The following is a 20079-nucleotide window of genomic DNA, read 5'->3' as shown; positions in this document are numbered from 1 at the left end:
GCCTATTTCTCCGTCTTGCCGGCGAAATCGGCCGGCTTGCGGGACTTCACCGGCTGCAGGTGCTCGCAATAAAGCACGAGCTCTCCTTCGCGATCGCCAGTGCCGACGAACCCTGGAACAGCGAATTGCATGATCTATCCTCCCGTCAATCTTCTTTTGTGAATGGACTTTTCACATATGGGATTGCGTGGCAAGCGTGAACAGGCGAAATTTCGCGCGAATCCGCAGCAGCCAACGCCGGCGGAACAAGGGAGGATTTATGCGGAATGCCTGTCTGGTCTTTGTCGGCAGTCTCAACCGCGAGGCGCCTTATTTTCAGGGCGCGCGCGGCGTCGGGCTCGGCGTCTACAGCTTCGACGAAGAGACGCTGGAGACGAGGAAACTGACTGAGACGGGTGACATCGACAATCCGACCTTTCTGTCGGTGACGCCAGACGGCTCCCACGTCTATGCCAATTCCGAGGTGCTCACCTGGCGCGAAGGCGTGGTCTCGGCCTACCGCTTCGACAGGCAAACCGCCGCGCTCTCCTACATCAACAAGCAGCCGACCCTCGGCAGCATCACGGCGCACAACACCATCACGCGCGACGGAACGAAGCTGCTGGTCGCCAATTACGGCATCGGCGAAGGCGGTCCCGATCGCTCGGTCGTCGTCTATGGGCTGCGCGAGGACGGTGGTCTGACCGCGCCGTTATCGAGCGTCACCCATGCCGGAACGGGCCCCGATACAGCTCGCCAGGAACGCTCCCATGCTCACAGCGTAACCGAGACGATTGCCGGCGGCGTGGCGATCGTCGCCGATCTCGGCATCGATCGGCTTGTCTCGTACCGCATCGGGCGTGACGACAGCCTGACCAGACTGGCGGAGTCGATGCTTGCGCCCGGCGCCGGCCCACGTCACGTGGCGCTGCACCCAGGCGGGCGGTTCGTATTCGTGATGAACGAACTGGATTCAACGGTGGCGTCGCTTGCGCTCGACGATACGTCAGGAAGGCTCTCGGTCATCGACACGAAGCCGGCGGTCCCGGAGCAGGCGCGCGACGGCAATCATTGCGCCGATATCCAGATCTCGCCCGATGGCCGCTTCCTCTACGGTTCCAACCGCGGCCATGACAGTGTCGCGGTGTTTTCCGTCGATCAGCAGACAGGCACGCTTGCGCTGGTCGACTATGCGCCGTGCGGGGGCGCCACGCCGCGCAATCTGGCACTGACCCCCTCGGGCGGCCATCTCTTCTCGGCCAACCAGAACGCCGACCGCATCTCGATTTTCGCGCGCGATGCTGCCACGGGCCGGCTGGCCGACACCGGACGGTTTATCGATGTCGGCACGCCGATGTGCGTGAAGATCGTGCGTTGAAAGCCTCGGTCTCCTTCCAGCAGCGAGGGCGTGCACGGTCCTGTGATTTCGGCTGAGCCATCAGCGTGGTAGCTTCCAGTCGTTCCGCTGCGGAGTCGTCATGCGTACCAAGCTGCTAGAAATCACCCTTGCTATGCTGCTGCTGGTTGGCGGCCTTCCAGCCGGCCATGCGGAAGTGGCCGAGCGGCCGTCGCCTTCGGGCGGCGTTCTGTCGCTGCTTCCGCCGCCACAGGTCTCTGATCATTCGATCGTGATCGCGGGACGTACGCTCAACTATCAGGCAAGGGCCGGCACGCTGTCGTTGCTAGCGGGCAAGGGCGACGTCACCGCGGAAATCTTTCATGTCGCCTACACGCTGCGTCCCGAGCCAAGCCGGGAACCTGATCCCCAGCGCCCGATCACGTTCGTATTCAACGGTGGTCCCGGAGCAGCTTCCGCCTATCTGCATCTCGGCGCGCTCGGTCCGCGCGTGATGGCGACGGCGGCTAATGGAAGTTTTCTCCCATCGCCGCAGCGGCTTTTGGACAACCCGAACACATGGCTCGACGTGACCGACCTGGTCTTTGTCGACCCGGTCGGAACGGGTTACAGCCGCGAAGCACCCGGAACCGAGGCACGCAGCTTCTGGGGCGTCAACCAGGATGCCGCCGCGATGGGCGCCTTCATCCGGCTCTACCTGGCGCAGGCGGGCCGCACGGCGTCGCCGGTGTTTCTTGCCGGCGAAAGCTATGGTGGGTTTCGGGCGGCACTGCTTGCCAAGACGCTTCAGGATGATATCGGCATCACTCCTCGCGGCATCGTGCTCATCTCGCCGGCGCTCGAATTCACACTCGTGCGGCCCGACGAGTTCCAGCCGCTCCACTGGGCGCTTGAGCTGCCGTCGCTGGCGGCGGTGCGCCTGCGCAGCGAAGGCGTCACCGGTTCCGAGCTGCAGGAGCGGTTGGCCGATGTCGAACGCTATGCGCTTGGCGACTATCTCGTCGCGCTTGCCAGCGGGCTCGAACAGGGTGGGCGCCTGGCGAGCCCGCGCGTTGCCGAAATCACCGGCCTGCCGCTCGAACTCGTCAAACGAAACTTTGCACGCATTCCCACCGCCCTCTTCGCCAAGGAGTTTGCGCGGGCAAGGGGCAATGTTCTCAGCGCCTATGACGGCATGATCGAAACCGCAGACATCGCTCCGGAAAGCCCAAGGCCTCGCGGCCCTGATCCGGTGCTCGACCGAAGCGTGCCGGCGCTCACATCCGCCTTTGTCAGCTATATCAGGGAGGAACTGAAATTCCGCACCGATCTAAGCTACCGGCTTCTCAACCGCGAAGTCAGCGGCAATTGGGATTACGGGACGAGCCCGACGCGTCAGGGCTATGTCGGCGTGATGGATGACCTTCAGCAGGCTCGCGTGCTAAATCCCGGCCTCGGCATTTTGATCGTCAACGGCTACACCGACCTGGTGACACCCTATCTGGTGTCACGCTACCTGGTCGGCCAGGTTCCTTCGCTTCCCGGCGCAAAGCCCATCCGCGTCGACCTGCTGGAAGGCGGCCACATGATGTATTTCAGGCCAGACAGCCGGCGCGCGCTGAGAGAGGCCGCGACCGAGCTTTACCAAGCGCCGAAATGAAACGGTTGAAGCCGGGTACAAATGATCTGGATGAGATCGTAGCCGCCTCTTCGCATCAGCGACGGACAAGGCAAGACGAACTGGAGAGACGAGCAAGTCGATGACATCTCAGAATGCAGAGCTGACCTGGCTCAACCCGCCACCGCATCATGCTTTCGGCGACAGCTCCGTGCATGTGCGGACCGGCAAGGAGACCGATTTCTGGCGCGAGACGTTTTATGGCTTCTGGCGCGACAATGGCCACTTCCTCTACCGGCAGGTCGAGGGCGACTTCAGCGCCGAGGTCACCGTCAAGGGGGACTACAAGGTTCTCTATGACCAGGCCGGCTTGATGGTCCGGCTGAGCGAGACGCACTGGGTCAAGGCCGGCATCGAGTTCACCGACGGGCTGGAATATTTTTCCGTCGTCGTCACCAATGATGCTTCCGACTGGTCGTTGGTCAGCATCCCGGCTGGTCCGGACGGCGTCAGGATCCGGCTGACCCGCCATGCCGGGACCATCCGTGTTCAGTATCTTGATGCCTCCGACCATCACTGGAAGCCGGTGCGGCTCGCCTATTTCCCGCCCTCGAAAACAGTCGATATCGGCATGATGTGCTGTTCGCCGCAACGTGAAGGTTTCGAAGCCACATTCAGCGATTTTTCGGTCGGCCCGGCGATCTCGAGGGAACTCCATGACTGATGCGTTCTGTCACCGGATCGGGGCGCCGCTTCACAGCAGCATCGTTCCGACAGCGGAATTGCGCGGCAAGGTGGTCGTGCTCATCGACTGGCCAGCAAGAGAGTCCGGGGCATTCTTTCAGGCACTTGGCTGAAACGGATTGGCGATACGCAGCCCTTCGTCGAGCGCCATCCCATGTTGCATACCTTCTGACCACAGTGTGTCGCAGTCAGCGTGAAGCGCTGCGGCGGCGATCATGGCATCGTAAATGGGAAAGCTGTAACGCTCGGCCAGCGCCAGCCCGGTCTCGTGCGTCTCGATAGTGATGGGATGGACGGTCAGCAGGCCGCGTAGCGTGGCCAGAAACGTGTGGGTCTCCATCCACGACAGCCGCATCTTGCGGCGGGCGACATTGGAGAGCTCGTTGAGAACCTGCACGCTGATCGCGCCGCCAGCGGCGATGGCCATCTCCGCCTGGTCGGCTTTTACGGAATCGCCCGACGCGATATAGACAAGGACATTGGTGTCGAAGAAGCTACCGGGCATTCGCCTCATCCCGATCGAACTTGAAATCGGCGGGAAGGCGACCGCGGAAGGCGCGAAGCCGCTTCAGCAATTCCTCGCGCGCAGCTTTGCGCTTGACGCCGAGTCGTCGGGCTTCGGCGACATGGATTTCAATCTCATCGCCTTCTTTGAGTTCGAGGGCCTCGACCACAACGGCAGGAAGACGGATGGCGAGGCTGTTGCCCCACTTGGCGACCTGCATCACACTCTCCTATGGATATACGTTAAGCGATATGTATATCGTCAGGAAGCTGGGATCAAGAGACCGCTCGATGCCGAAGCTATTGCTGCTGGATGCAAAGACCGTTTCATTCCAACAGAGTTCATCGGGCTGAAAGTCCAGATCCAGAAGCATCCGTCAGCGCGAATGCTTGAAGGTTTCGCCAAACCAGTTCCGCCACTTGGGTTCGCCCTCTGCGGCGCGCTGCTCGGCGTCGTCGCCATAAAGATACAGGGCCATGCTGGCATTTGCGCTGCCGTCGGTACCATAGGTTCCGATCAGGGCGATGCCGGGAGCAGGCGCATTCAGGCGCAGCACGACGAATCGCTGCTTCTCGTCCTGCCGCACGCGTTCGATCATGCCGGATAATCTCTCCGGCTGTTGCGGGCCGCTCCGCTCCTCACCGACGTTTGCGCCGGCCAGACCGAGCGTCTTGGTGAGCCGCCTCCAAGTCGAGAGCTGGCCGGCCTGCGTGTTGGACATGACGCTGAAGCTGGCGGCCTTTTCGCCGGCGAAGTGCGACAGGTAAACGCGCAGCACCTCGAAAAAGCCGAGCCAGCCGCTCTCGAATCCTTCCAACTGATCGTCCCAGTCGTCGGTCGAGGAAAATAGCGAATGGACCATGCGAACAACGCAACGATCACCCGACCGGCTGGTCACGGTGATCTCCGTTGCGACAGGCGGCGCGCTTTCGCTCCACTCGCGTTCGACATAGCCGAAACGGAACGGCGGCTCCCAGATCGTCACTTCGCCGGTGGAGGCTCCATTGGGACCGAAGTCGAAATGAAGCCTGCCGCCGACATGCTCGTCGATCGTGGTTTTTGTGAACCAGGCGGTGTTGCCGGGACCTGTTGCCATTGCCCGCCACACCTGCTCGGGCGTCCCGGGCGTGATGAACTCCATCTCGACCCAACGCTTTCCGGTTTCGTCTTTCTTGATTGGCATGGGAACTCCTTTCAAGGTTTGGCATCGCCAGGGGCAGGATACGACGCCACTACTGGCCGACAGGCGGTCGTTGGCGCGTCCCGATCGACCGCTATAGGACCCAGCGCCGCCGGTAAGATGACATACGACGATGCAGTTGCGACCATCAGGCGTTCGGATAGACCGACCCATTGGCGTTCCTCCGCCGGCTGGACCAGCTTGCAGTCTTCCAGCGCCGCAAATGATACTTCACTCTTTGCCGCGTGAGGCCGAGCCGACTAGCAAGCGAAGCGGCCGATGCAGGTTCCGCAAGCTCCTGGATCAAGCGGGTTTTCATGGGGTCTAAGGCCAGCGCCGCCGCTGCCGGTATCTTAATGACGTCAAACTCAAGCACATTCTTTTCCTCATTGACAAAATATTTTGTCAAGGCAGGGCTATGGCGCATCGTTGCCTTGTCAAGCAATCTGCGCGCCCGTAATCAAGCCGCGCCTGTCACTACTCCTAATGTGCGCGCACCAGCGGCAACTTTGCCGTCATGGGGCTGCAAGTCGGCGGAACTCAGGCTTTTGGCCTCTGACACCATCGCGGTGGCAATTTGTTCTGGAAGGCCGCGCCGGGCGTGGAAACATACGTCACGGTCGGGACCCTCGACCGGCCGACAGGCCTTCGTCTCGGCGAACATATTTATGTCGGCTCGAAATCCGACTTTCGATCTGACCGACGGTCCTGCCTTAGGAATACGAGTGGTAGGACCTGAATCGCCAATCCGCTGCACTAGAATCCGTACCACACCAGAATCCGTAAAGGAGAAGCTTCATGACATCGGACGTGGCAGTTATCGCGGGAGCAGGGCCGGGGCTGAGCGCCTCGCTTGCACGTCTTCTCGCCAAGGAGGGCTTTCGCGTGGTCCTGGCTGCCCGCAACGTCGGCAAGCTGAGCGCGCTGGTCGACGAGACCGGAGCGTTGGCGGTCGTCGATATCGGCATGATGTGCTGTTCGCCGCAACGTGAAGGTTTCGAAGTCACATTCAGCGATTTTTCGGTCGGCCCGGCGATCTCGAGGGAACTCCATGACTGATGCGTGCTGTCACCGGATCGGGGCGCCGCTTCACAGCAGTATCGTTCCGACAGCCGAATTGCGCGGCAAGGTGGTCGTCTCAATCCGACCGGAATCCTTCCGCTTCAACCGGGACAACGACACCACGCAATCTGCGGTGGGACGGGTCGAGGATGTCATCTTCATCGGCAGCAGGTCTTTTTACACTATCTGCCTGGCCGACGGCGTTCGCGCCGTCGGCAGCCATCCACGATGCGATCGAAGACGAAATAGACGAAAGCCGTCATTCCAATCAATCCGCGTGAAATGACGTTGTTGCACTCGAGGCTTACTGCTGTACCTTCAAGGTTAAGGAGGCGTGAGCTTTTATGCTGCTTGAGCGAGAGGGGCCACTTGGAACTTTGTTGGCCAGCGCCGAGAGAGCTGCGGCCGGACACGGCGGGACCGTGCTGGTGGACGGCGAAGCGGGCGTCGGCAAGACTTCCCTCCTGCGCGAATTCGCGGAAAACGCGGATAGGAATTACCGGATGCTGTGGGGCTGGTGCGAGGCGCTCTTCACACCGCGCCCGCTCGGTCCTCTTCAGGACATGGCGCACCTGCTAGACCCCCGCGTGGCGGAGCTGCTCGAGGAGACCGCGGCGCCGGAGCGGCTTTTTCCGGCGTTGTTGAATGCGCTTCAGCACACCAAGGGCACGACCGTGCTCGTCTTCGAGGACATGCAATGGGCCGACAATGCGACACTTGACCTGGTAAGATACCTCGGTCGCCGCGTCTCCCTGCTTCGCACGATGCTGGTGCTCAGCATGCGCAGAGACGAGATAAGTGCCGATCATCCTCTGACCCACGTGCTCGGCGACCTTCCGTCCGTCTCGGTGAGCCGCGTGACCCTGGAACCGCTGTCTTCCCAGGCGGTGACGGTGCTGGCCGAGCAGGCCGGCCGCTCCGCCGACGGGCTTTATCGCATTACCGAGGGAAATCCCTTCTTCGTCACCGAACTCCTGTCTAGCAGTGAGGTCGAATCGGGGCGCGTGCCCGATTCCATACGCGATGCGGTCTGGTCGCGCTTGTCGCGCCTGACCCCAGGAGAGCGCGAGGTGCTGGAGGTCATGAGCATCATGCCGGGCAGCGTTGAGCCGTGGCTGATCCGGGCACTTCTCGGGGACGAGACCGAAGTTCTCGTGGATCAGTGCGTGGGACGGGGATTGCTGCGGCGGGATGTTCAAGGCGCGCTGACGTTTCGCCACGAGCTTGCCAGGGAAGCGACGCTCGACCGCCTCGCTCCGTCTCTCCAACGGTCGCTGCATGCTAAAGTCGAAGCGGCACTCTCCGAACTTCCGGCGGCGCAGGCAAGCGCTCTACTTTCGCGACGGGTGCACCATGCCGGCGGCGCCGACAACGGCGAACGCGTCCTGGAACTCGCGCCGCAGGCCGCCGAGCAGGCCGCGCGTCTGGGCGCGCATAGAGAGGCGGCTTCACATCTGGCGACCGCACTCCGATACGTTTCAGAGGCTCCGTCGGCGCTGGCTGCCCAGCTTTGTGAAGACTGGGCCTACGAGGCGGGCCTGTCACTGTTCGTCTACGATGAAATCATCGAGGCGCGGCATCGCGCCATTGCGATCTGGCGGGAGCTTGGGCGCATCGACAAGGTCGGGGCCAATCTGCGCTGGCTGTCGCGTCTCCACTGGCGCCGCGGAGAGGGGCAGGAGGCGGAAGACTACGCGGATCAGGCAGTGCGTGAAGTGGAGAACCTGCCGCCTGGGCCGGAACTGGCGATGGCCTACAGCACGCGCTCGCAGCTACACATGCTGCATTATCGCTTCAACGAGGCGATCGAATGGGGCGAGCGCGCGATCAGCCTGGCGGACCGGTTGGGTGAGGTCGAGACACGCGTCCACGCCCTGAACAATGTCGGCACAGCGCTGATGTTCGCCGACCGCCCGGGCGGGCGCGAGCGGTTGGAGGAAAGCCTTACCCTGGCGCTCGATCACGGGTTTCACGACCATGCGTCGCGAGCCTATACGAACTTCGCCGAATGCGCGGTAGTGGCCAAGGACTTCGCCTTGGCCGAACGGCTGCTCGCGGAAGGGATTGCGTATTGCGCCAGGCACGACCTCGATTCGGCGGCGCAATACCTGCTCGGCCGGCAGGCACAGCTTCGTACCGAGCAGGGCCGCTTTCGCGAGGCCGAGACGATTGCCCAAGGCGTCATGAATCTGGAACGCCTGCCGATGGTGATGCACCTGCCGGCTCTGACGGAACTCGGCAGGGCGCGGATCCGGCTGGGTGAGCCCAGTGGCGCGGCCCTGCTGGAGCAGGCGCTCCAGGAGGGTCTGACGACCGGCGAGGCTCAACGCGTCATACCGGTTCGCTTGGCGCTGGCCGAGGCCGCCTGGCTTGCCGAGGAGCCCGGCGCCGGCCACGAGCAGCTGACGGCCCTCACCGAAATGGACCTCGACAATTTCCGTCCCTGGGATATCGGTGAACTGGCAGTCTGGTGGCAGCGCTGCGGAATGGCGGGATCGCTGCCGGTGCCGGCCGGCCGCATTCCTTTGCCGCAAGCATTGGAACTCCGCGGCGACCCGATGGCGGCCTCGGCAGAATGGTCCCGCCTGGGTCTTCCCTATGAGTCAGCGCTCGCCCTCATGCAGGTCCGCGGAACCGATGCCGGCGCGGCGCTGGCTCGCGCCGTGGCTACATTCGAGGGCGTCGAAGCGCGCCCCGCGGCAGCGCTGGCGCGAAAGCTGGCGCAGCGCATCGGAGCTGCCAATCAGCTGCCGAAGCAGCGCCGGGGGCCATACACCGTGGCTAGGCAGCATCCACTGGGCCTGACGAGGCAAGAACAACAGGTACTCACAATGATCGCTCAAGGTTTGGGCAACAAGGAGGCGGCACGGCGTCTGTCGCGCTCGCCGCGGACAATCGAGCACCAGGTTTCCGCCGTGCTCGGCAAATTCAACGCAGCAAACCGGATGGAAATTCTGCTCCGCCTTCGCGGCGAGCCCTGGCTTTTGCCGTCGGCAGACGCGCTGCAAGTCCGTGAAAACTAGGCAAGCCCGTGAAAACTAGGAGATCAGCTGCCGGGAAACTAGGTGACAGTACCGATGTGCGCGAATGCCCCCGCGCATAGGTTGCGCTTGTGAGTTTGGAATAGACTGCGAAGCAGTCCATGAGCTCGCCAATCGGAGAGAATAGCAATGATCAGATATTCTACCGCATTTGCGACGGTCTTGCTCGCCACCACGAGCGTGGCCGCGGCCTCGGAACTTGCGCCGGGGAACGGCCACAGCATCCATTTCGGCCACGTCAAAGGCGTCGTCTACTACACGGTCGAGCAGGACGGCTACCGGGTCGTTGCGACCCTGGCTTCAGGGGCCGATGCGCAGCCGATGCGGTTCGTCTCCACGCTCGGACCGGGGCAACACATGGTGATCTCCTTGCCTCAAGCCGTCGGTCAGCCATCTCTCGATTTCGAGATCATGCGGGACGGCACCACGGTTCTCGTGAGCGAGCCCGCTGCCACTCCGATGGCCGATCCGATGGAACAAGCAGCGATCCAGGACGCTCTCGACCGGTGAGCCGGTAATGGGCCGCCGCTCAGCGCGGTCTCGACGGGTGAAACGATGCAGGCCCGCACCGAGGGCCTCGGTTGCGAACGGCCGGCAGATCAAAGCCTTGGACGCCGAGCCGCCGTACATCGAGTGCTTCCTCGAAGTCCACGAGGTTTTCTATGACCAGGATCGAAATGGCGCTCCTTGCCTTCACTTCATTCGATGCGGTTCGCGTTCTCAGATGGCAGCAATTGTCCCGGATACGAACGGTGCGACTGCGGTCTCTTATTGGACCTGGAGCCTTTTCGCCGCATCGCATCTTTTCATTGTCGCCTACACCCTCGTAGCGGTGCGGGACTGGCAGATGGTGACGGCGTTCGCGATCAACGCTGTTTGCTGCATTTCCATCATCCTGCTCGGTTTCATAAGCGCCGTGAGCATCGGAGCCACCGCCGACTGCATGGCGATACCGCTGCATACAAAAACGCGTCGTTCCCGACGGGCGCCTATCGCCTGGAACCGCACGAAAAGTAGGTAATTCCCGCAAAAGCAAGAACACGCCCGCGAAAACTGGGAAACCGGCCGCCCAAAAATGGGTGATCGCACCGATTTGCGTACCCGCCGGCACGCATAGAGTTGGGCTCGCAGCGTGGAAGACTTTCCCAAGATCATTCACGCCTTCCTGATCCGAAGGAAGAGGGCAGTGGGGTGAGGCACAGGAAGCCGCCGACGGCGTCGAAATCGCGCGCCGTCGGCGGGTGCGCGCACCGATCCTTCAAGTCGGTAGCGCCGCCCCTCTGCGATCCACGCAAGATCAGGAGGGTGCCGTTCGAATTCGCCCTAATCCCGCAGCAGATCGAACATCAGTTTGAAGAAGCGGTCCGCATCGACCTCGTGCGCGGTGCGGGCATTGTCCTTTTCGCTACGCAGGGGCCATTCACCACAACAGCGGCTGTGCTGGCGCCGAAACCCTCGATGTCATAACAATCCAACCGCACTACTCGATTGCGGCGGATCACGGAGGACCGGATGGCGACGGGACGTTGTCTCTGCGGCGGCGTGCGCTACGAGATTGCAGGCGAGCTTGCTCAGCCGATCGCCTGTCATTGCTCAATGTGCGCGCACCGGCGGCAACTTTGCTGTCATGGCGGGCTGCAAGTCGACCCTCGACCGGCCGACCGGCCTTCGTCTCGGCGAACATATTTATGTCGGCTCGAAATCCGACTTTTACGATCTGACCGACGGTCTGCCTGAGAAACACGAGTGGTAGGACCTGAATCGCCAATCCGCTGCACTAGAATCCGTACCACACCAGAATCCGTAAAGGAGAAGCTTCATGACATCGGACGTGGCAGTTATCGCGGGATCAGGGCCGGGGCTGAGCGCCTCGCTTGCACGTCTTCTCGCCAAGGAGGGCTTTCGCGTGGTCCTGGCTGCCCGCGACGTCGGCAAGCTGAGCGCGCTGGTTGACGAGACGGGCGCGCTGGCGGTCGAGACGGACGTTGCCGATGTTGCGTCGGTCGAAAACCTGTTCGACGTCGCCGACAACGCCGGTCCGCTGTCGCTTGTGGTTTTCAACGCCAGCGGCCGCGCCCGCGGACCGATCGCCGACCTCGAACCCGAAGCGGTCAGACAGGCATTGCTGGTCGGCGCCTATGGCGGGTTCCTGGTCGGCCAGCAGGCCGCGCGCCGGTTGCTTTCCCGCGGCTCCGGCTCGATCCTGTTCACCGGCGCCACCGCCAGCGTCAAAGGGTTTCCGGGTTCGGCCGGCTTTGCCATGCCAAAGTTCGGCCTGCGCGGACTGGCCCAATCCATGGCCCGCGAACTTGCGCCGAAAAACATCCATGTCGCGCATTTCATCATCGACGGTGTGATCGCGGCGAACGAGCCCGGACAGAATAGGCCCGGACAGGCCGGCGAACCCGACCGGCAGGATCGCCGGCTGTCTCCGGACGCGATCGCCGAAACCTATCTCGCAATCCACCGGCAGCATCGCAGCGCCTGGACTTGGGAGCTCGAACTCAGGCCGTGGGTCGAAAATTTCTGAGTCTCTGCCGGACTGCAATTCGTGCATGTGTTTGCCATGACGCCTTCATGCCATGGAACACCCGTTCGGACGTTATTTGCCTGCTGGCCGCTAAACGCATAGCGGACTTTCTTCCATTGGCATCGAGATTGGATCGACCATTGCTTTGATCGCAACGACCTGCGTGTCACCGTAAGGGCCTGATCCAAGCCCGAGGCAGGAGGAGGTTGACCATGGCCAGGATTGTACCCGTGCTCGATCTCAGCCGTCTCGAACAGGGCGCGTCGGAGCGTCGGACCTTTCTGTTCGACCTGCGCACGGCGGCCCGCGATGTCGGCTTCTTCTATCTCAGCGGCCACGGAATTTCGGCTGTGGAGATCAACGAGGTGCTCGACGCCTCGGGCCGGTTCTTTGCCCTGCCGGAAGCCGACAAGCTGGCCATCGAAATGGTCGAGTCCCCGCAATTCCGCGGCTACACGCGCACCGGTGGCGAACTGACCAAGGGCAAGGCCGATTGGCGCGAACAGCTCGACATCGGCGTCGAGCGTCGACCCACACCACAGGGGCCGGGCATTCCTGCCTGGACGCGGCTGCAAGGGCCGAACCAGTGGCCTTCGGCCCTGCCGGAACTCAAGCCGGCGCTGCTGGCATGGCAGACCAAGGCGACGGCGGTGGCGATCCGCCTGCTGAAGGCTTTCGCGCTGTCGCTCGACCAGGTCGAGGACGCTTTCGATCCGATCTATAGCGGTGAGCCCAACCACCGCATGAAGATCGTGCGCTATCCCGGACGCGACGCAACCGGCGGCGACCAGGGCGTCGGCGCGCACAAGGACGGCGGTTTCCTGACGCTCCTGCTTCAGGACGAGAATAAGGGACTGCAGGTCGAATATGACGGAAGCTGGGTGAATGTGGATCCCATCCCCGGAACGCTGGTGGTCAACATCGGCGAGCTCCTCGAACTGGCATCGAACGGTTATCTCAGGGCGACGGTCCACCGTGTCGTCACGCCGCCGGCCGGTGTCGAGCGGATTTCCGTTCCGTTCTTCTTCAGCGCCCGGCTCGATGCGACGATCCCGTTGCTCACCCTGCCTGAAGAACTGGCTGCCGAGGCGCGCGGACCGGCGAGCGATCCGGACAATCCGCTGTTTCGCGACGTCGGAACCAACGTGCTGAAAAGTCGCCTGCGCTCGCATCCTGACGTGGCGCGCCGGCACTATGCCGATCTCCTTGAGACGAGGGCGTCACCTGTCTGAAGACGTCTGAGCAAATAGAACGGGAATTTTCGTTATCCCGACGGCTTTGGAATTTTGTTCGTCGCCAACACGCCCAAACAAGCTCAAGCAGGTAAGATCGTTCGACGGTTTCCTCCCATTCCGTTGAACGGCGTTCCCCTCTGAAGGTTGTAACCTTCTTTTGGCCGGGCCGTATTCGAGCCCGGCCATTTTTTTCCGCGCTCCCTTGGCGAAGGCGCCAGAGCCGCGCCTTCAAAAAGCGCGTCGCGTCATAAGGAATTCACGCGACGCGCTTTAAGTTCTTGTTTTTATGCATGTCGTCATCCCAAAACCGCTGCGCACTTTTGGGCGACATGCATTAGCTTCCCGCCAACGACAATCCACGGGCGCGTTCGCACAGCAGGGCAAGCAATTCGCTGCGCCGCGCTTCCGGTGTGTCGACCGGCAACACGAAGCAAAGGGTCTTGTTGATGGCGCCGTAGCTATCGCGGATGGGCGCGGCCATGCACCACGTGAAGCGGTCGGCGAGGGCGGCGGTCTCGCTGAAACCTTGCCGGCGGGCCAGGGCGACATCGCTGAAGAATTCGGCTGGCGCAATGACGCGGCCGTCGGGCAGCTTGTAGTCGCCAGGCGGGATGAAGTCCTTCAGCTCTTCCTCACTCATATGGCCGAGCAGGAGCCGCCCGGACGCCGTCCAAGGGATCGGCACCTCGACCCCGACATCGCTTGAAATCCGGAACGGGCCGGATGAGTCCCGGCAATCGAGAACGATATATTTGTTTCCGCGCAGGCCGCACAGTTGCACGGTCTCGCCTGTCTCCGCGGCCATCTTGTCCAGCGTCTCTATGATGCGCCGATAGTGGGCGTTGTGATGCGAATAGGCCCAGCCGAACAGATGCATAGCCCGCCCGAAATAGACGTAGCCTTCCGTCCCGACATTTTCGAGCATTTCGGCTTCAAGCAGGCTGTTGACGATTTCGTAAGTGGTCGAACGCGGTGCACCGATCATCTTGGCGATGTCGCCGACGCGCATCGGCGCGCGGTGCCGCAAAAGCGCTTCCAGCAGCATGATGACGCGGTCGATGCCGCGGCGTCGTTCGCCATTGCGCGGCTCGGCGCCGTCGTCCGTTTCGATCAGACCAGTGACGCCATCGCTCATGTCGGCCGCATCCGTGCAAAAATCAATTCGGCCCTCGTCTCAAGACGCTTGAAAGATGTCAAGGCTCAGTCTAGCATCCCATTTGTCCGATATACAGACATATTGTCCGAAATATCAGACAATAACGAGCCAGGCGCAGAAAGTTCTGACGAGAAAACAGGCGGTTTCCGGATGCGGCAACCGGCGGGTTTTCTCGTCTCGACCCCGCACGTCCGGGCCTAACCTCAGAAGGGAACAATCATGACGAAATCATCGTTTTTCGCATCCGCCAGCGCCCTTTGCCTCGGTCTCCTCCTGAGCCTCGGCGCCGGTTCGCAGGCCAATGCCGCCGCCAAATGCATCAATGGCGACCGCAAGGCGCCGTACACGATCGGCTGGGCCAACATCTATTCCGTGCCGACCTGGATGAAGCAGACACAGGGCACGATCGAAGCCGAAGTCGAGACCCTGAAGAAGCAGGGGCTGGTCGACAAGCTTGTCGTAACCGACGCCCAGGGCGACGCAAACGTCCAGATCCAGCAGATCCAGTCGATGATCGATTCCGACGTTGACGCCATCATCCTGATTGCCGGCTCGTCGACCGCGCCGGCGCGTGTGCTGGCGGACGCCTGCGCCAAGGGCATCGCCATCATCAACTTCGACAGCCTCGTCGACACCGACCAGGTGACCGCCAAGGTCAACACCGATTCCGCCCAGTGGGGCGATCAGGCGGCCAAGTTCCTGATCGACGCGATCGGCGGCAAGGGCAAGATCCTCATCCTCAACGGCCCGGCCGGCGTTTCGGTCAGCGACGATCGGCGCAAAGGCGCTGACGCGGCGCTCAAGGCCCATCCTGACGTGACGGTCCTTGCCGAGACCAACACACCCTACAATGTCGCGCCTGCACAGGAAGCCGTCACCAGCCTGCTGTTCGCCAATCCCGAGATCGACGGGATACTGTCGCTCGGCGGCGCCTTGTCGGCGGGCGCGGTGCTCGCCCTCGACAAGCAGGGCCGCGAACAAGTGCCGATCACCGGCGAGAATGCCCGCCAATTCCTCGAACTCTGGAAGGAAAAGGGCCTCAAGAGCTGGGCAACCATGCAGCCGAACTGGCTCGGCGCTTTCGCCACCTACACCGCCGTCCAGGCGCTGGAAGGCAAGGATGTGCCGGCTTTTGTCAAGATCCCGCTGCCGGTGATCGACAATTCCAATATCGATCAGTACCTCGCACGGGCGGCCGACTTTCCGGCCGACGGCTATATCTATTCGCCCTACGACGAGGAGTTGTTCAAGAAACTTCTGGCTGAGCAATAAGCCTGAAAGGTCGCAGAAAGTGCTGGCCACGGCTCCGCTTCTTGCCGCGCGGGGGGTGTCGAAGTCCTTCTTCGGCAATCCCGTCCTGCGCGATGTTTCCATCGCTCTCCAGCCGGGCCGCGTGCATGCGCTGCTCGGCGAGAACGGCGCCGGAAAGTCGACGCTGATCAACCTTTTGTCCGGTGCCTTGCGCCCGGACGGCGGGGCGATCGAGGTCGATGGGCGCCCGGTGTCGCGCATGAGCCCTGCCTATGCGCAACAGGCAGGGATTGCCGTCGTCCAGCAGGAACTCAGCCTGACGGCCAGCCTCTCGATCGCCGAGAACATCGGCCTTGGCGCCTATCCGCGCCGGTTCGGTTTGCTCGACTATCCCGAACTCGCAGTGCGGGCCAGGGCAGCATGCGACCTTGTCGGACTTCACGAACCGCTCTCGATGCCGGTCGGACAATTGTCGCTTGGCCGCCGGCAGATGGTGGAGATCGCCAAGGCGCTTTACCGCCGGCCGCGCGTGCTCATTCTCGACGAACCCACTTCATCGCTTTCGGCAACCGAAACGAAAGTCCTGACGGACCTGTTGGAGAGGCTGCGCGGCGAGGGCATCGCCATTCTCTACATTTCGCACCGGCTGAACGAAGTCATGGCGCTGTGCCAGCACGTCACCGTCCTGAAGGACGGCACCTGCACGGCGGACCGCACCCTGGAAGGAACCGACGCCAGCGGACTGGTACGGCTGATGGTCGGGCGCGACCCCGGCGACCTCTTTCCGCATTGGCAGCCTTCGGCATCGACTGCCAACGCCATTTCGGTTCGCAATTTTTCGGCCGGCCTGATGCGCGATGTCAATCTCGACATCAGGACGGGTGAGGTGCTTGGCATCGGAGGTCTGGTCGGGCAAGGGCAGGAAGATTTGCTGCTCGGCCTCTACGGTGCCATTCCGGCCAGGACGGCATCCGCGATCGTTAAGGGGGCTTCGGGTTTGCCCAGCGGTGTGCCGAAAGCCAACGCGCTTGGCCTCGCCTATGTCCCGGCCGACCGCAAGCGCGAGGGCCTGCACCTGATCCATTCCATCATCACCAACATGATGCTGCCCGCTTTCGCAAGACTGCCGGCGCTGAAGCTGCGCAGCCGCCGTGCCGAGCGCGAGACGGCAAGAGGTCTCGCTGCCCAGCTTGGCATCAAGGGCGACCTCGACCGGCCGGCGCAGGCCCTCTCGGGCGGCAACCAGCAGAAGGTCGCGCTGGCGAAATGGATGCCGCACGACCCGCTTGTGCTTCTCCTCAATGACCCGACACGCGGCGTCGATGTCGAGACCAAGCGCGAAATCTACATGATGCTTCGCAACTTCGCCGCCGCCGGCAAGGCGGTCGTGCTGCTCAGTTCCGACACACCCGAACTGGTGCACCTTTGCGACCGCGTCGCGGTGGTCCGGGAGGGTCACATCGTTGCCATGCTCGAGCGCGGCGCGCTGAGCGAGGAAGCGATCGTTTCCGCCGCGATGGGCGCCGAACAGCGAAAGGTGGCGGCGTGAATACGGTGGCTCCCTCAGGGCAAGCCGGCGCTCTCTACTGGCCGGTTCAACTGCGCCGCAATGTCGGCGTGCGCAGCCTGTTCGCCGTGGTCATGGCGTTCCTCGTCGCCTATGGCTTCCTCTTTCCTGGCCTCTTGACCGCTTCCGGCTTCGCCAAATTCACCCAGAGCTGGTTTCCGCTGGCGCTGGTCGCCATGGCCCAGGCGATCCTCATGCTCACTGGTGGCATCAGCCTGGCGATCGGCGCAATGGTCAGCCTGGGCGCGGTGATCGCCGCGACGACGATGACCGGGCCGCTGGGCGTAGCCGGCGGTGCCGCTGCGGTGGCGCTGACCGGTGTCGGCATCGGTGCCGCGACCGGGTTCATCGTGGTGAAACTTCGGTTGCCGGCGATCGTGGTGACGCTCGCCGGCTCCTTCATCATCGGCGGTGCTGCGCTGCTCATCCTGCCGAGACCCGGCGGCGCCATTCCAGAGTGGCTGTCGGACCTGCTTGCCGGCAACACGCCCGCAGCCTTCGTGCTGCTGATGCTCATAGTCCTTCTGTGGAAGCTCTATCTCGCCACGCCGCTTGGTTTGAGCCTCTATGCTGCCGGCGAGAATCCGGTCGGCGCCTATCGCTCCGGCGTGCCGGTCGATGGCGCACGGATAGCGGCTTACGCGATCAGTGGCCTGCTTTGCACAGGTGCCGGTCTGTTCGTTGCCGCGCAAACGGGTTCGGGTGATCCGGTCATCGGCACGGCCTTCACGCTGAATTCCATCGCCGCCGCCGTGCTCGGCGGCATCGGCTTCCTCGGCGGTCAAGGCACGATGCGCGGCGCTCTTGCCGGCAGCCTGCTGCTCAGCCTGATGATCAGTGTGATGTTCTTCCTCGGCTTCACGCCGGTCGCCCAGTATGTCGCACAAGGCCTCATCATCATCGGGGCGGTCGCCATCCCGCAATTCCGCAAGGTGCAGCAATGACAGCATGGAAAGAGAGCGCAGGCGGCAGGCGCGCCCTGACAACCCTGCGCAGCCGGCCTTTTCTCACCGTTGCCATCGTTGCCGCGGTGTGGATCGTCGCGAGCTTCGTTTCGCGTGGCTTCGGCGCCTATGGCCATTTGCGCTATCTGGTCGAACTGGCCGCGGTAATTGGCCTGGTTGCGGCGGGCCAGACCTTCGTCGTGATTGCCGGCGGCATCGACCTTTCCGTCGCGGCTATCGTCACAGTGAGCGCCGTCAGCCTGCCGCTGCTGTCGTGGCAGGGGGATCCGACCGGGCTCACCGCCGTCCTTGCCGTCCTTGCATTGACGACGACAATCGGTCTGGTGAACGGGCTGGGCGTGGCGCTGCTGCGCGTTCATCCGATGATCATGACCCTGGCCATGGCGACATTCCTGCAGGGTCTGCTGATCATCATCGCCGGCGGCAGCGCCGTGACCGCCGAAAACCCGCTGGTTCGATGGCTCGGCAATGCGCGGCCGGCCGGTATTCCCGCAGGTGTGCTCTTGTGGGTGGCCGTCTCCGTGATCGTTCTGGCCGCAATGCATGCCACATCCTTTGGAGCACGGCTCTTCGCCATGGGCGCCAATCCGCTCGCCGCGGCACTGTCAGGGGTTCCAGTGACCTCGACGACGCTGGCGGTCTACGGCATCAGCGGCTTCACTTCAGGGCTTGCGGGCGTGCTGGTGCTCGGCATGAACGGGCAAGGCTATGTCGGGATCGGCGATCCCTATCTGCTCGCCTCGATTGCGGCCGTGGTGCTCGGCGGCACCTCGATCCTCGGCGGGCTCGGCACCTATGCCGGCACCATCCCCGGCGCCATCCTGCTTGTCACGATTACGGCTCTGATCACCGTCGTCAACGCATCACCGGGCTGGCGCAGCATCCTGTTCGGTTCGCTGATCCTGGGGCTGCTGCTTCTCTCAGGCAGGGAGCAGGCCCGCCGATGACATATCGTCCAGCCGGTAGATGCGCCTTGCGTTGCCGAAGAACAGCGCCGTCTGCTCGTCTGCGGAAAGCTCCCCGGCAATGGCCTTGAAGCTATCATATAGGGCATCGAACGACGCGTGCAGACCGGCTACGGGGAAGTCACTGCCGAACATCGCGCGCTCCGTGCCGAAACAGTCGATGCAATGCATGACAACCGGGCTCAGGCTGTCGAGTGTCCAGTCATGATCGTAGGCGACCAGATCCGATATCTTGATGGCGACGTTGTCACACTGGGACAAAAGCCGAAGCGCTGCGCGCCACGCCCGCATTCCGTCGGCGTCGCGATCGATCGGGCTGCCGCAGTGGTTGAGAACGAACTGCTGGTTCGGATAGGCCGCTGCAAGGCGCGCTACACCGGCGAGCTGGCGCGGAAACACCATCAGGTCGAAAACCAGCCGGTGGCCGGCAAGCAGCGCCAGGCCGGCACGCCAGGCTGGGTCGTCCATGATGTCTTCACGGGCAGCGAAACGGCGGGCAGGATCTGGATCCCAGCTCAGTATGTCGCGCACGCCGACGACACGGACGAATGCCGCCTGCGCCTCGACCAGCGCCGGCGCTTGGCGGTTCGCGAGCGGGACGTGAACGACGTAGCGGGCGGCCACACCCCGCGACTTGTCGAGCGTTTCAAGCCATCGCGTTTCGCCGACGCAGTCATCCCCGGCCCAACCGGCCTCGACATGGACGGTGGCGACGACATTGTGCCGGCTGGCATCGCGCAAGTAGTCCTCAGGAAGATAGTTTCGCCGCAAGGGGCCAAGCTCGCCCAGGCCGCCGCGTTCGCCAGCCGTTGTGGCGAGCCAGGGGTGCCGGCCGAGGCCGAGATCCCAAAGATGATGGTGGGCATCGATGATCGGTCCGGAGTAACGCTTTGGCACGCATCTCTCTCATGCTGTGGCCGGCATCGGAAATCGATCCGGACTTCA

The 20079-nt window shown here is 62.9% G+C and carries 21 protein-coding genes and 4 pseudogenes; 18 read left to right on the top strand and 7 right to left on the bottom strand.

Annotation, left to right across the window (positions count from 1 at the left end; all coding sequences use genetic code 11):
* Nucleotides 1-2 precede the first annotated feature (2 nt).
* Nucleotides 3-89 (bottom strand): annotated as a pseudogene (locus tag AC0L3N_RS20500) (amine oxidase); the annotation flags it as partial.
* Nucleotides 90-259: 170 nt separating this feature from the next.
* On the opposite strand from AC0L3N_RS20500, the gene AC0L3N_RS20495 reads away from it, so the two are divergent.
* From AC0L3N_RS20495 to AC0L3N_RS20485, 3 genes are all read left to right on the top strand, one after another.
* Nucleotides 260-1357: a lactonase family protein gene (locus AC0L3N_RS20495; RefSeq protein WP_473549253.1), complete on the top strand. Its 1098-nt coding sequence runs from the start codon at nucleotides 260-262 to the stop codon at nucleotides 1355-1357.
* A 100-nt stretch (nucleotides 1358-1457) separates the two neighbouring features.
* A complete protein-coding gene (locus tag AC0L3N_RS20490; protein ID WP_473549252.1) occupies nucleotides 1458-2975 on the top strand; it encodes a S10 family peptidase in 1518 nt (505 codons plus the stop codon).
* A 100-nt stretch (nucleotides 2976-3075) separates the two neighbouring features.
* A complete protein-coding gene (locus AC0L3N_RS20485) occupies nucleotides 3076-3657 on the top strand; it encodes a DUF1349 domain-containing protein (RefSeq protein WP_473549251.1) in 582 nt (193 codons plus the stop codon).
* Nucleotides 3658-3774: 117 nt separating this feature from the next.
* Here AC0L3N_RS20485 and AC0L3N_RS20480 read toward each other — a convergent pair whose 3' ends face one another.
* From AC0L3N_RS20480 to AC0L3N_RS20465, 4 genes are all read right to left on the bottom strand, one after another.
* Nucleotides 3775-4182 (bottom strand): PIN domain-containing protein, encoded by a 408-nt coding sequence (locus AC0L3N_RS20480; protein ID WP_473549250.1) that lies wholly within the window; start codon nucleotides 4180-4182, stop codon nucleotides 3775-3777.
* A complete protein-coding gene (locus AC0L3N_RS20475) occupies nucleotides 4172-4402 on the bottom strand; it encodes an AbrB/MazE/SpoVT family DNA-binding domain-containing protein (protein WP_473549288.1) in 231 nt (76 codons plus the stop codon). Before AC0L3N_RS20475 ends, AC0L3N_RS20480 begins: the two co-directional genes overlap by 11 nt.
* A gap of 156 nt (nucleotides 4403-4558) precedes the next feature.
* Nucleotides 4559-5365 carry an SRPBCC family protein gene (locus AC0L3N_RS20470; RefSeq protein ID WP_473549249.1) on the bottom strand — a complete coding sequence of 269 codons (807 nt, stop codon included), beginning with the start codon at nucleotides 5363-5365 and terminating at the stop codon, nucleotides 4559-4561.
* A gap of 145 nt (nucleotides 5366-5510) precedes the next feature.
* Nucleotides 5511-5807, bottom strand: coding sequence for a hypothetical protein (locus AC0L3N_RS20465; protein WP_473549248.1), 297 nt, complete (start codon nucleotides 5805-5807; stop codon nucleotides 5511-5513).
* Between the two features lie 353 nt (nucleotides 5808-6160).
* Here AC0L3N_RS20465 and AC0L3N_RS20460 point away from each other — a divergent pair.
* From AC0L3N_RS20460 to AC0L3N_RS20410, 11 genes and pseudogenes are all read left to right on the top strand, one after another.
* A pseudogene (locus tag AC0L3N_RS20460) lies at nucleotides 6161-6316 on the top strand (SDR family NAD(P)-dependent oxidoreductase); the annotation flags it as partial.
* Nucleotides 6317-6421, top strand: a pseudogene (locus AC0L3N_RS20455) (DUF1349 domain-containing protein); the annotation flags it as partial.
* On the top strand, nucleotides 6414-6710 hold the full coding sequence (locus tag AC0L3N_RS20450; RefSeq protein ID WP_473549247.1) for a TOBE domain-containing protein: 297 nt from the start codon (nucleotides 6414-6416) through the stop codon (nucleotides 6708-6710). The pseudogene AC0L3N_RS20455 and the gene AC0L3N_RS20450, both read left to right, overlap by 8 nt.
* Nucleotides 6711-6768: 58 nt before the next feature.
* Nucleotides 6769-9447 (top strand): ATP-binding protein, encoded by a 2679-nt coding sequence (locus AC0L3N_RS20445; RefSeq protein ID WP_473549246.1) that lies wholly within the window; start codon nucleotides 6769-6771, stop codon nucleotides 9445-9447.
* Between the two features lie 147 nt (nucleotides 9448-9594).
* Nucleotides 9595-9975: a hypothetical protein gene (locus tag AC0L3N_RS20440; RefSeq protein ID WP_123146835.1), complete on the top strand. Its 381-nt coding sequence runs from the start codon at nucleotides 9595-9597 to the stop codon at nucleotides 9973-9975.
* A gap of 97 nt (nucleotides 9976-10072) precedes the next feature.
* Nucleotides 10073-10486 carry a hypothetical protein gene (locus AC0L3N_RS20435; RefSeq protein ID WP_473549245.1) on the top strand — a complete coding sequence of 138 codons (414 nt, stop codon included), beginning with the start codon at nucleotides 10073-10075 and terminating at the stop codon, nucleotides 10484-10486.
* A 284-nt stretch (nucleotides 10487-10770) separates the two neighbouring features.
* Complete coding sequence (locus tag AC0L3N_RS20430) at nucleotides 10771-10932, top strand: hypothetical protein (RefSeq protein ID WP_473549244.1); 162 nt, start codon at nucleotides 10771-10773, stop codon at nucleotides 10930-10932.
* Nucleotides 10933-10977: 45 nt separating this feature from the next.
* Nucleotides 10978-11031: pseudogene (locus AC0L3N_RS20425) on the top strand (hypothetical protein); the annotation flags it as partial.
* Between the two features lie 61 nt (nucleotides 11032-11092).
* Nucleotides 11093-11218: a hypothetical protein gene (locus AC0L3N_RS20420; protein WP_473549291.1), complete on the top strand. Its 126-nt coding sequence runs from the start codon at nucleotides 11093-11095 to the stop codon at nucleotides 11216-11218.
* A gap of 66 nt (nucleotides 11219-11284) precedes the next feature.
* Nucleotides 11285-11995 (top strand): SDR family NAD(P)-dependent oxidoreductase, encoded by a 711-nt coding sequence (locus AC0L3N_RS20415; RefSeq protein WP_473549243.1) that lies wholly within the window; start codon nucleotides 11285-11287, stop codon nucleotides 11993-11995.
* A 212-nt stretch (nucleotides 11996-12207) separates the two neighbouring features.
* A complete protein-coding gene (locus AC0L3N_RS20410) occupies nucleotides 12208-13227 on the top strand; it encodes an isopenicillin N synthase family dioxygenase (protein ID WP_473549242.1) in 1020 nt (339 codons plus the stop codon).
* Between the two features lie 337 nt (nucleotides 13228-13564).
* On the opposite strand, the gene AC0L3N_RS20405 is transcribed toward AC0L3N_RS20410, so the two are convergent.
* Nucleotides 13565-14365, bottom strand: coding sequence for an IclR family transcriptional regulator (locus tag AC0L3N_RS20405; RefSeq protein ID WP_473549241.1), 801 nt, complete (start codon nucleotides 14363-14365; stop codon nucleotides 13565-13567).
* A 240-nt stretch (nucleotides 14366-14605) separates the two neighbouring features.
* Here AC0L3N_RS20405 and AC0L3N_RS20400 point away from each other — a divergent pair, with 240 nt between their 5' ends.
* From AC0L3N_RS20400 to AC0L3N_RS20385, 4 genes are read left to right on the top strand one after another with little or no spacing between them, the layout of a single operon-like run.
* Entirely contained in the window at nucleotides 14606-15658 is a 1053-nt protein-coding gene (locus AC0L3N_RS20400; RefSeq protein WP_473549240.1) for a substrate-binding domain-containing protein, read from the top strand.
* A 19-nt stretch (nucleotides 15659-15677) separates the two neighbouring features.
* The gene (locus AC0L3N_RS20395) at nucleotides 15678-17186 is read left to right on the top strand and encodes a sugar ABC transporter ATP-binding protein (RefSeq protein WP_473549239.1); all 1509 of its coding nucleotides are present in this window, start codon (nucleotides 15678-15680) and stop codon (nucleotides 17184-17186) included.
* A gap of 5 nt (nucleotides 17187-17191) precedes the next feature.
* Nucleotides 17192-18148, top strand: coding sequence for an ABC transporter permease (locus tag AC0L3N_RS20390; protein ID WP_473549287.1), 957 nt, complete (start codon nucleotides 17192-17194; stop codon nucleotides 18146-18148).
* Nucleotides 18145-19116: an ABC transporter permease gene (locus AC0L3N_RS20385; protein WP_473549238.1), complete on the top strand. Its 972-nt coding sequence runs from the start codon at nucleotides 18145-18147 to the stop codon at nucleotides 19114-19116. The genes AC0L3N_RS20390 and AC0L3N_RS20385 overlap by 4 nt, the downstream gene beginning before the upstream one ends.
* Here the strand turns inward: AC0L3N_RS20385 and AC0L3N_RS20380 are convergent.
* Complete coding sequence (locus AC0L3N_RS20380) at nucleotides 19090-20031, bottom strand: amidohydrolase family protein (protein ID WP_473549237.1); 942 nt, start codon at nucleotides 20029-20031, stop codon at nucleotides 19090-19092. The two genes, AC0L3N_RS20385 and AC0L3N_RS20380, sit on opposite strands and share 27 nt — an antisense overlap.
* Nucleotides 20032-20079: the final 48 nt, after the last annotated feature.

It is taken from the genome of Mesorhizobium sp. WSM4807 (assembly GCF_055811615.1).
The sequence above is the reverse complement of the archived record's forward strand: the minus strand, read 5'-3'. Positions and strand labels throughout refer to the sequence as shown.

Bases quoted from the DNA above. Each gene is read 5' to 3' on its own strand.
- AC0L3N_RS20495 (WP_473549253.1), top strand. From the start codon at position 260: ATGCGGAATGCCTGTCTGGTCTTTGTCGGCAGTCTCAACCGCGAGGCG.
- AC0L3N_RS20490 (WP_473549252.1), top strand. From the start codon at position 1,458: ATGCGTACCAAGCTGCTAGAAATCACCCTTGCTATGCTGCTGCTGGTT.
- AC0L3N_RS20485 (WP_473549251.1), top strand. From the start codon at position 3,076: ATGACATCTCAGAATGCAGAGCTGACCTGGCTCAACCCGCCACCGCAT.
- AC0L3N_RS20480 (WP_473549250.1), bottom strand. From the start codon at position 4,182: ATGCCCGGTAGCTTCTTCGACACCAATGTCCTTGTCTATATCGCGTCG.
- AC0L3N_RS20475 (WP_473549288.1), bottom strand. From the start codon at position 4,402: ATGCAGGTCGCCAAGTGGGGCAACAGCCTCGCCATCCGTCTTCCTGCC.
- AC0L3N_RS20470 (WP_473549249.1), bottom strand. From the start codon at position 5,365: ATGCCAATCAAGAAAGACGAAACCGGAAAGCGTTGGGTCGAGATGGAG.
- AC0L3N_RS20450 (WP_473549247.1), top strand. From the start codon at position 6,414: ATGACTGATGCGTGCTGTCACCGGATCGGGGCGCCGCTTCACAGCAGT.
- AC0L3N_RS20445 (WP_473549246.1), top strand. From the start codon at position 6,769: ATGCTGCTTGAGCGAGAGGGGCCACTTGGAACTTTGTTGGCCAGCGCC.
- AC0L3N_RS20440 (WP_123146835.1), top strand. From the start codon at position 9,595: ATGATCAGATATTCTACCGCATTTGCGACGGTCTTGCTCGCCACCACG.
- AC0L3N_RS20420 (WP_473549291.1), top strand. From the start codon at position 11,093: ATGGCGGGCTGCAAGTCGACCCTCGACCGGCCGACCGGCCTTCGTCTC.
- AC0L3N_RS20415 (WP_473549243.1), top strand. From the start codon at position 11,285: ATGACATCGGACGTGGCAGTTATCGCGGGATCAGGGCCGGGGCTGAGC.
- AC0L3N_RS20410 (WP_473549242.1), top strand. From the start codon at position 12,208: ATGGCCAGGATTGTACCCGTGCTCGATCTCAGCCGTCTCGAACAGGGC.
- AC0L3N_RS20405 (WP_473549241.1), bottom strand. From the start codon at position 14,365: ATGAGCGATGGCGTCACTGGTCTGATCGAAACGGACGACGGCGCCGAG.
- AC0L3N_RS20400 (WP_473549240.1), top strand. From the start codon at position 14,606: ATGACGAAATCATCGTTTTTCGCATCCGCCAGCGCCCTTTGCCTCGGT.
- AC0L3N_RS20385 (WP_473549238.1), top strand. From the start codon at position 18,145: ATGACAGCATGGAAAGAGAGCGCAGGCGGCAGGCGCGCCCTGACAACC.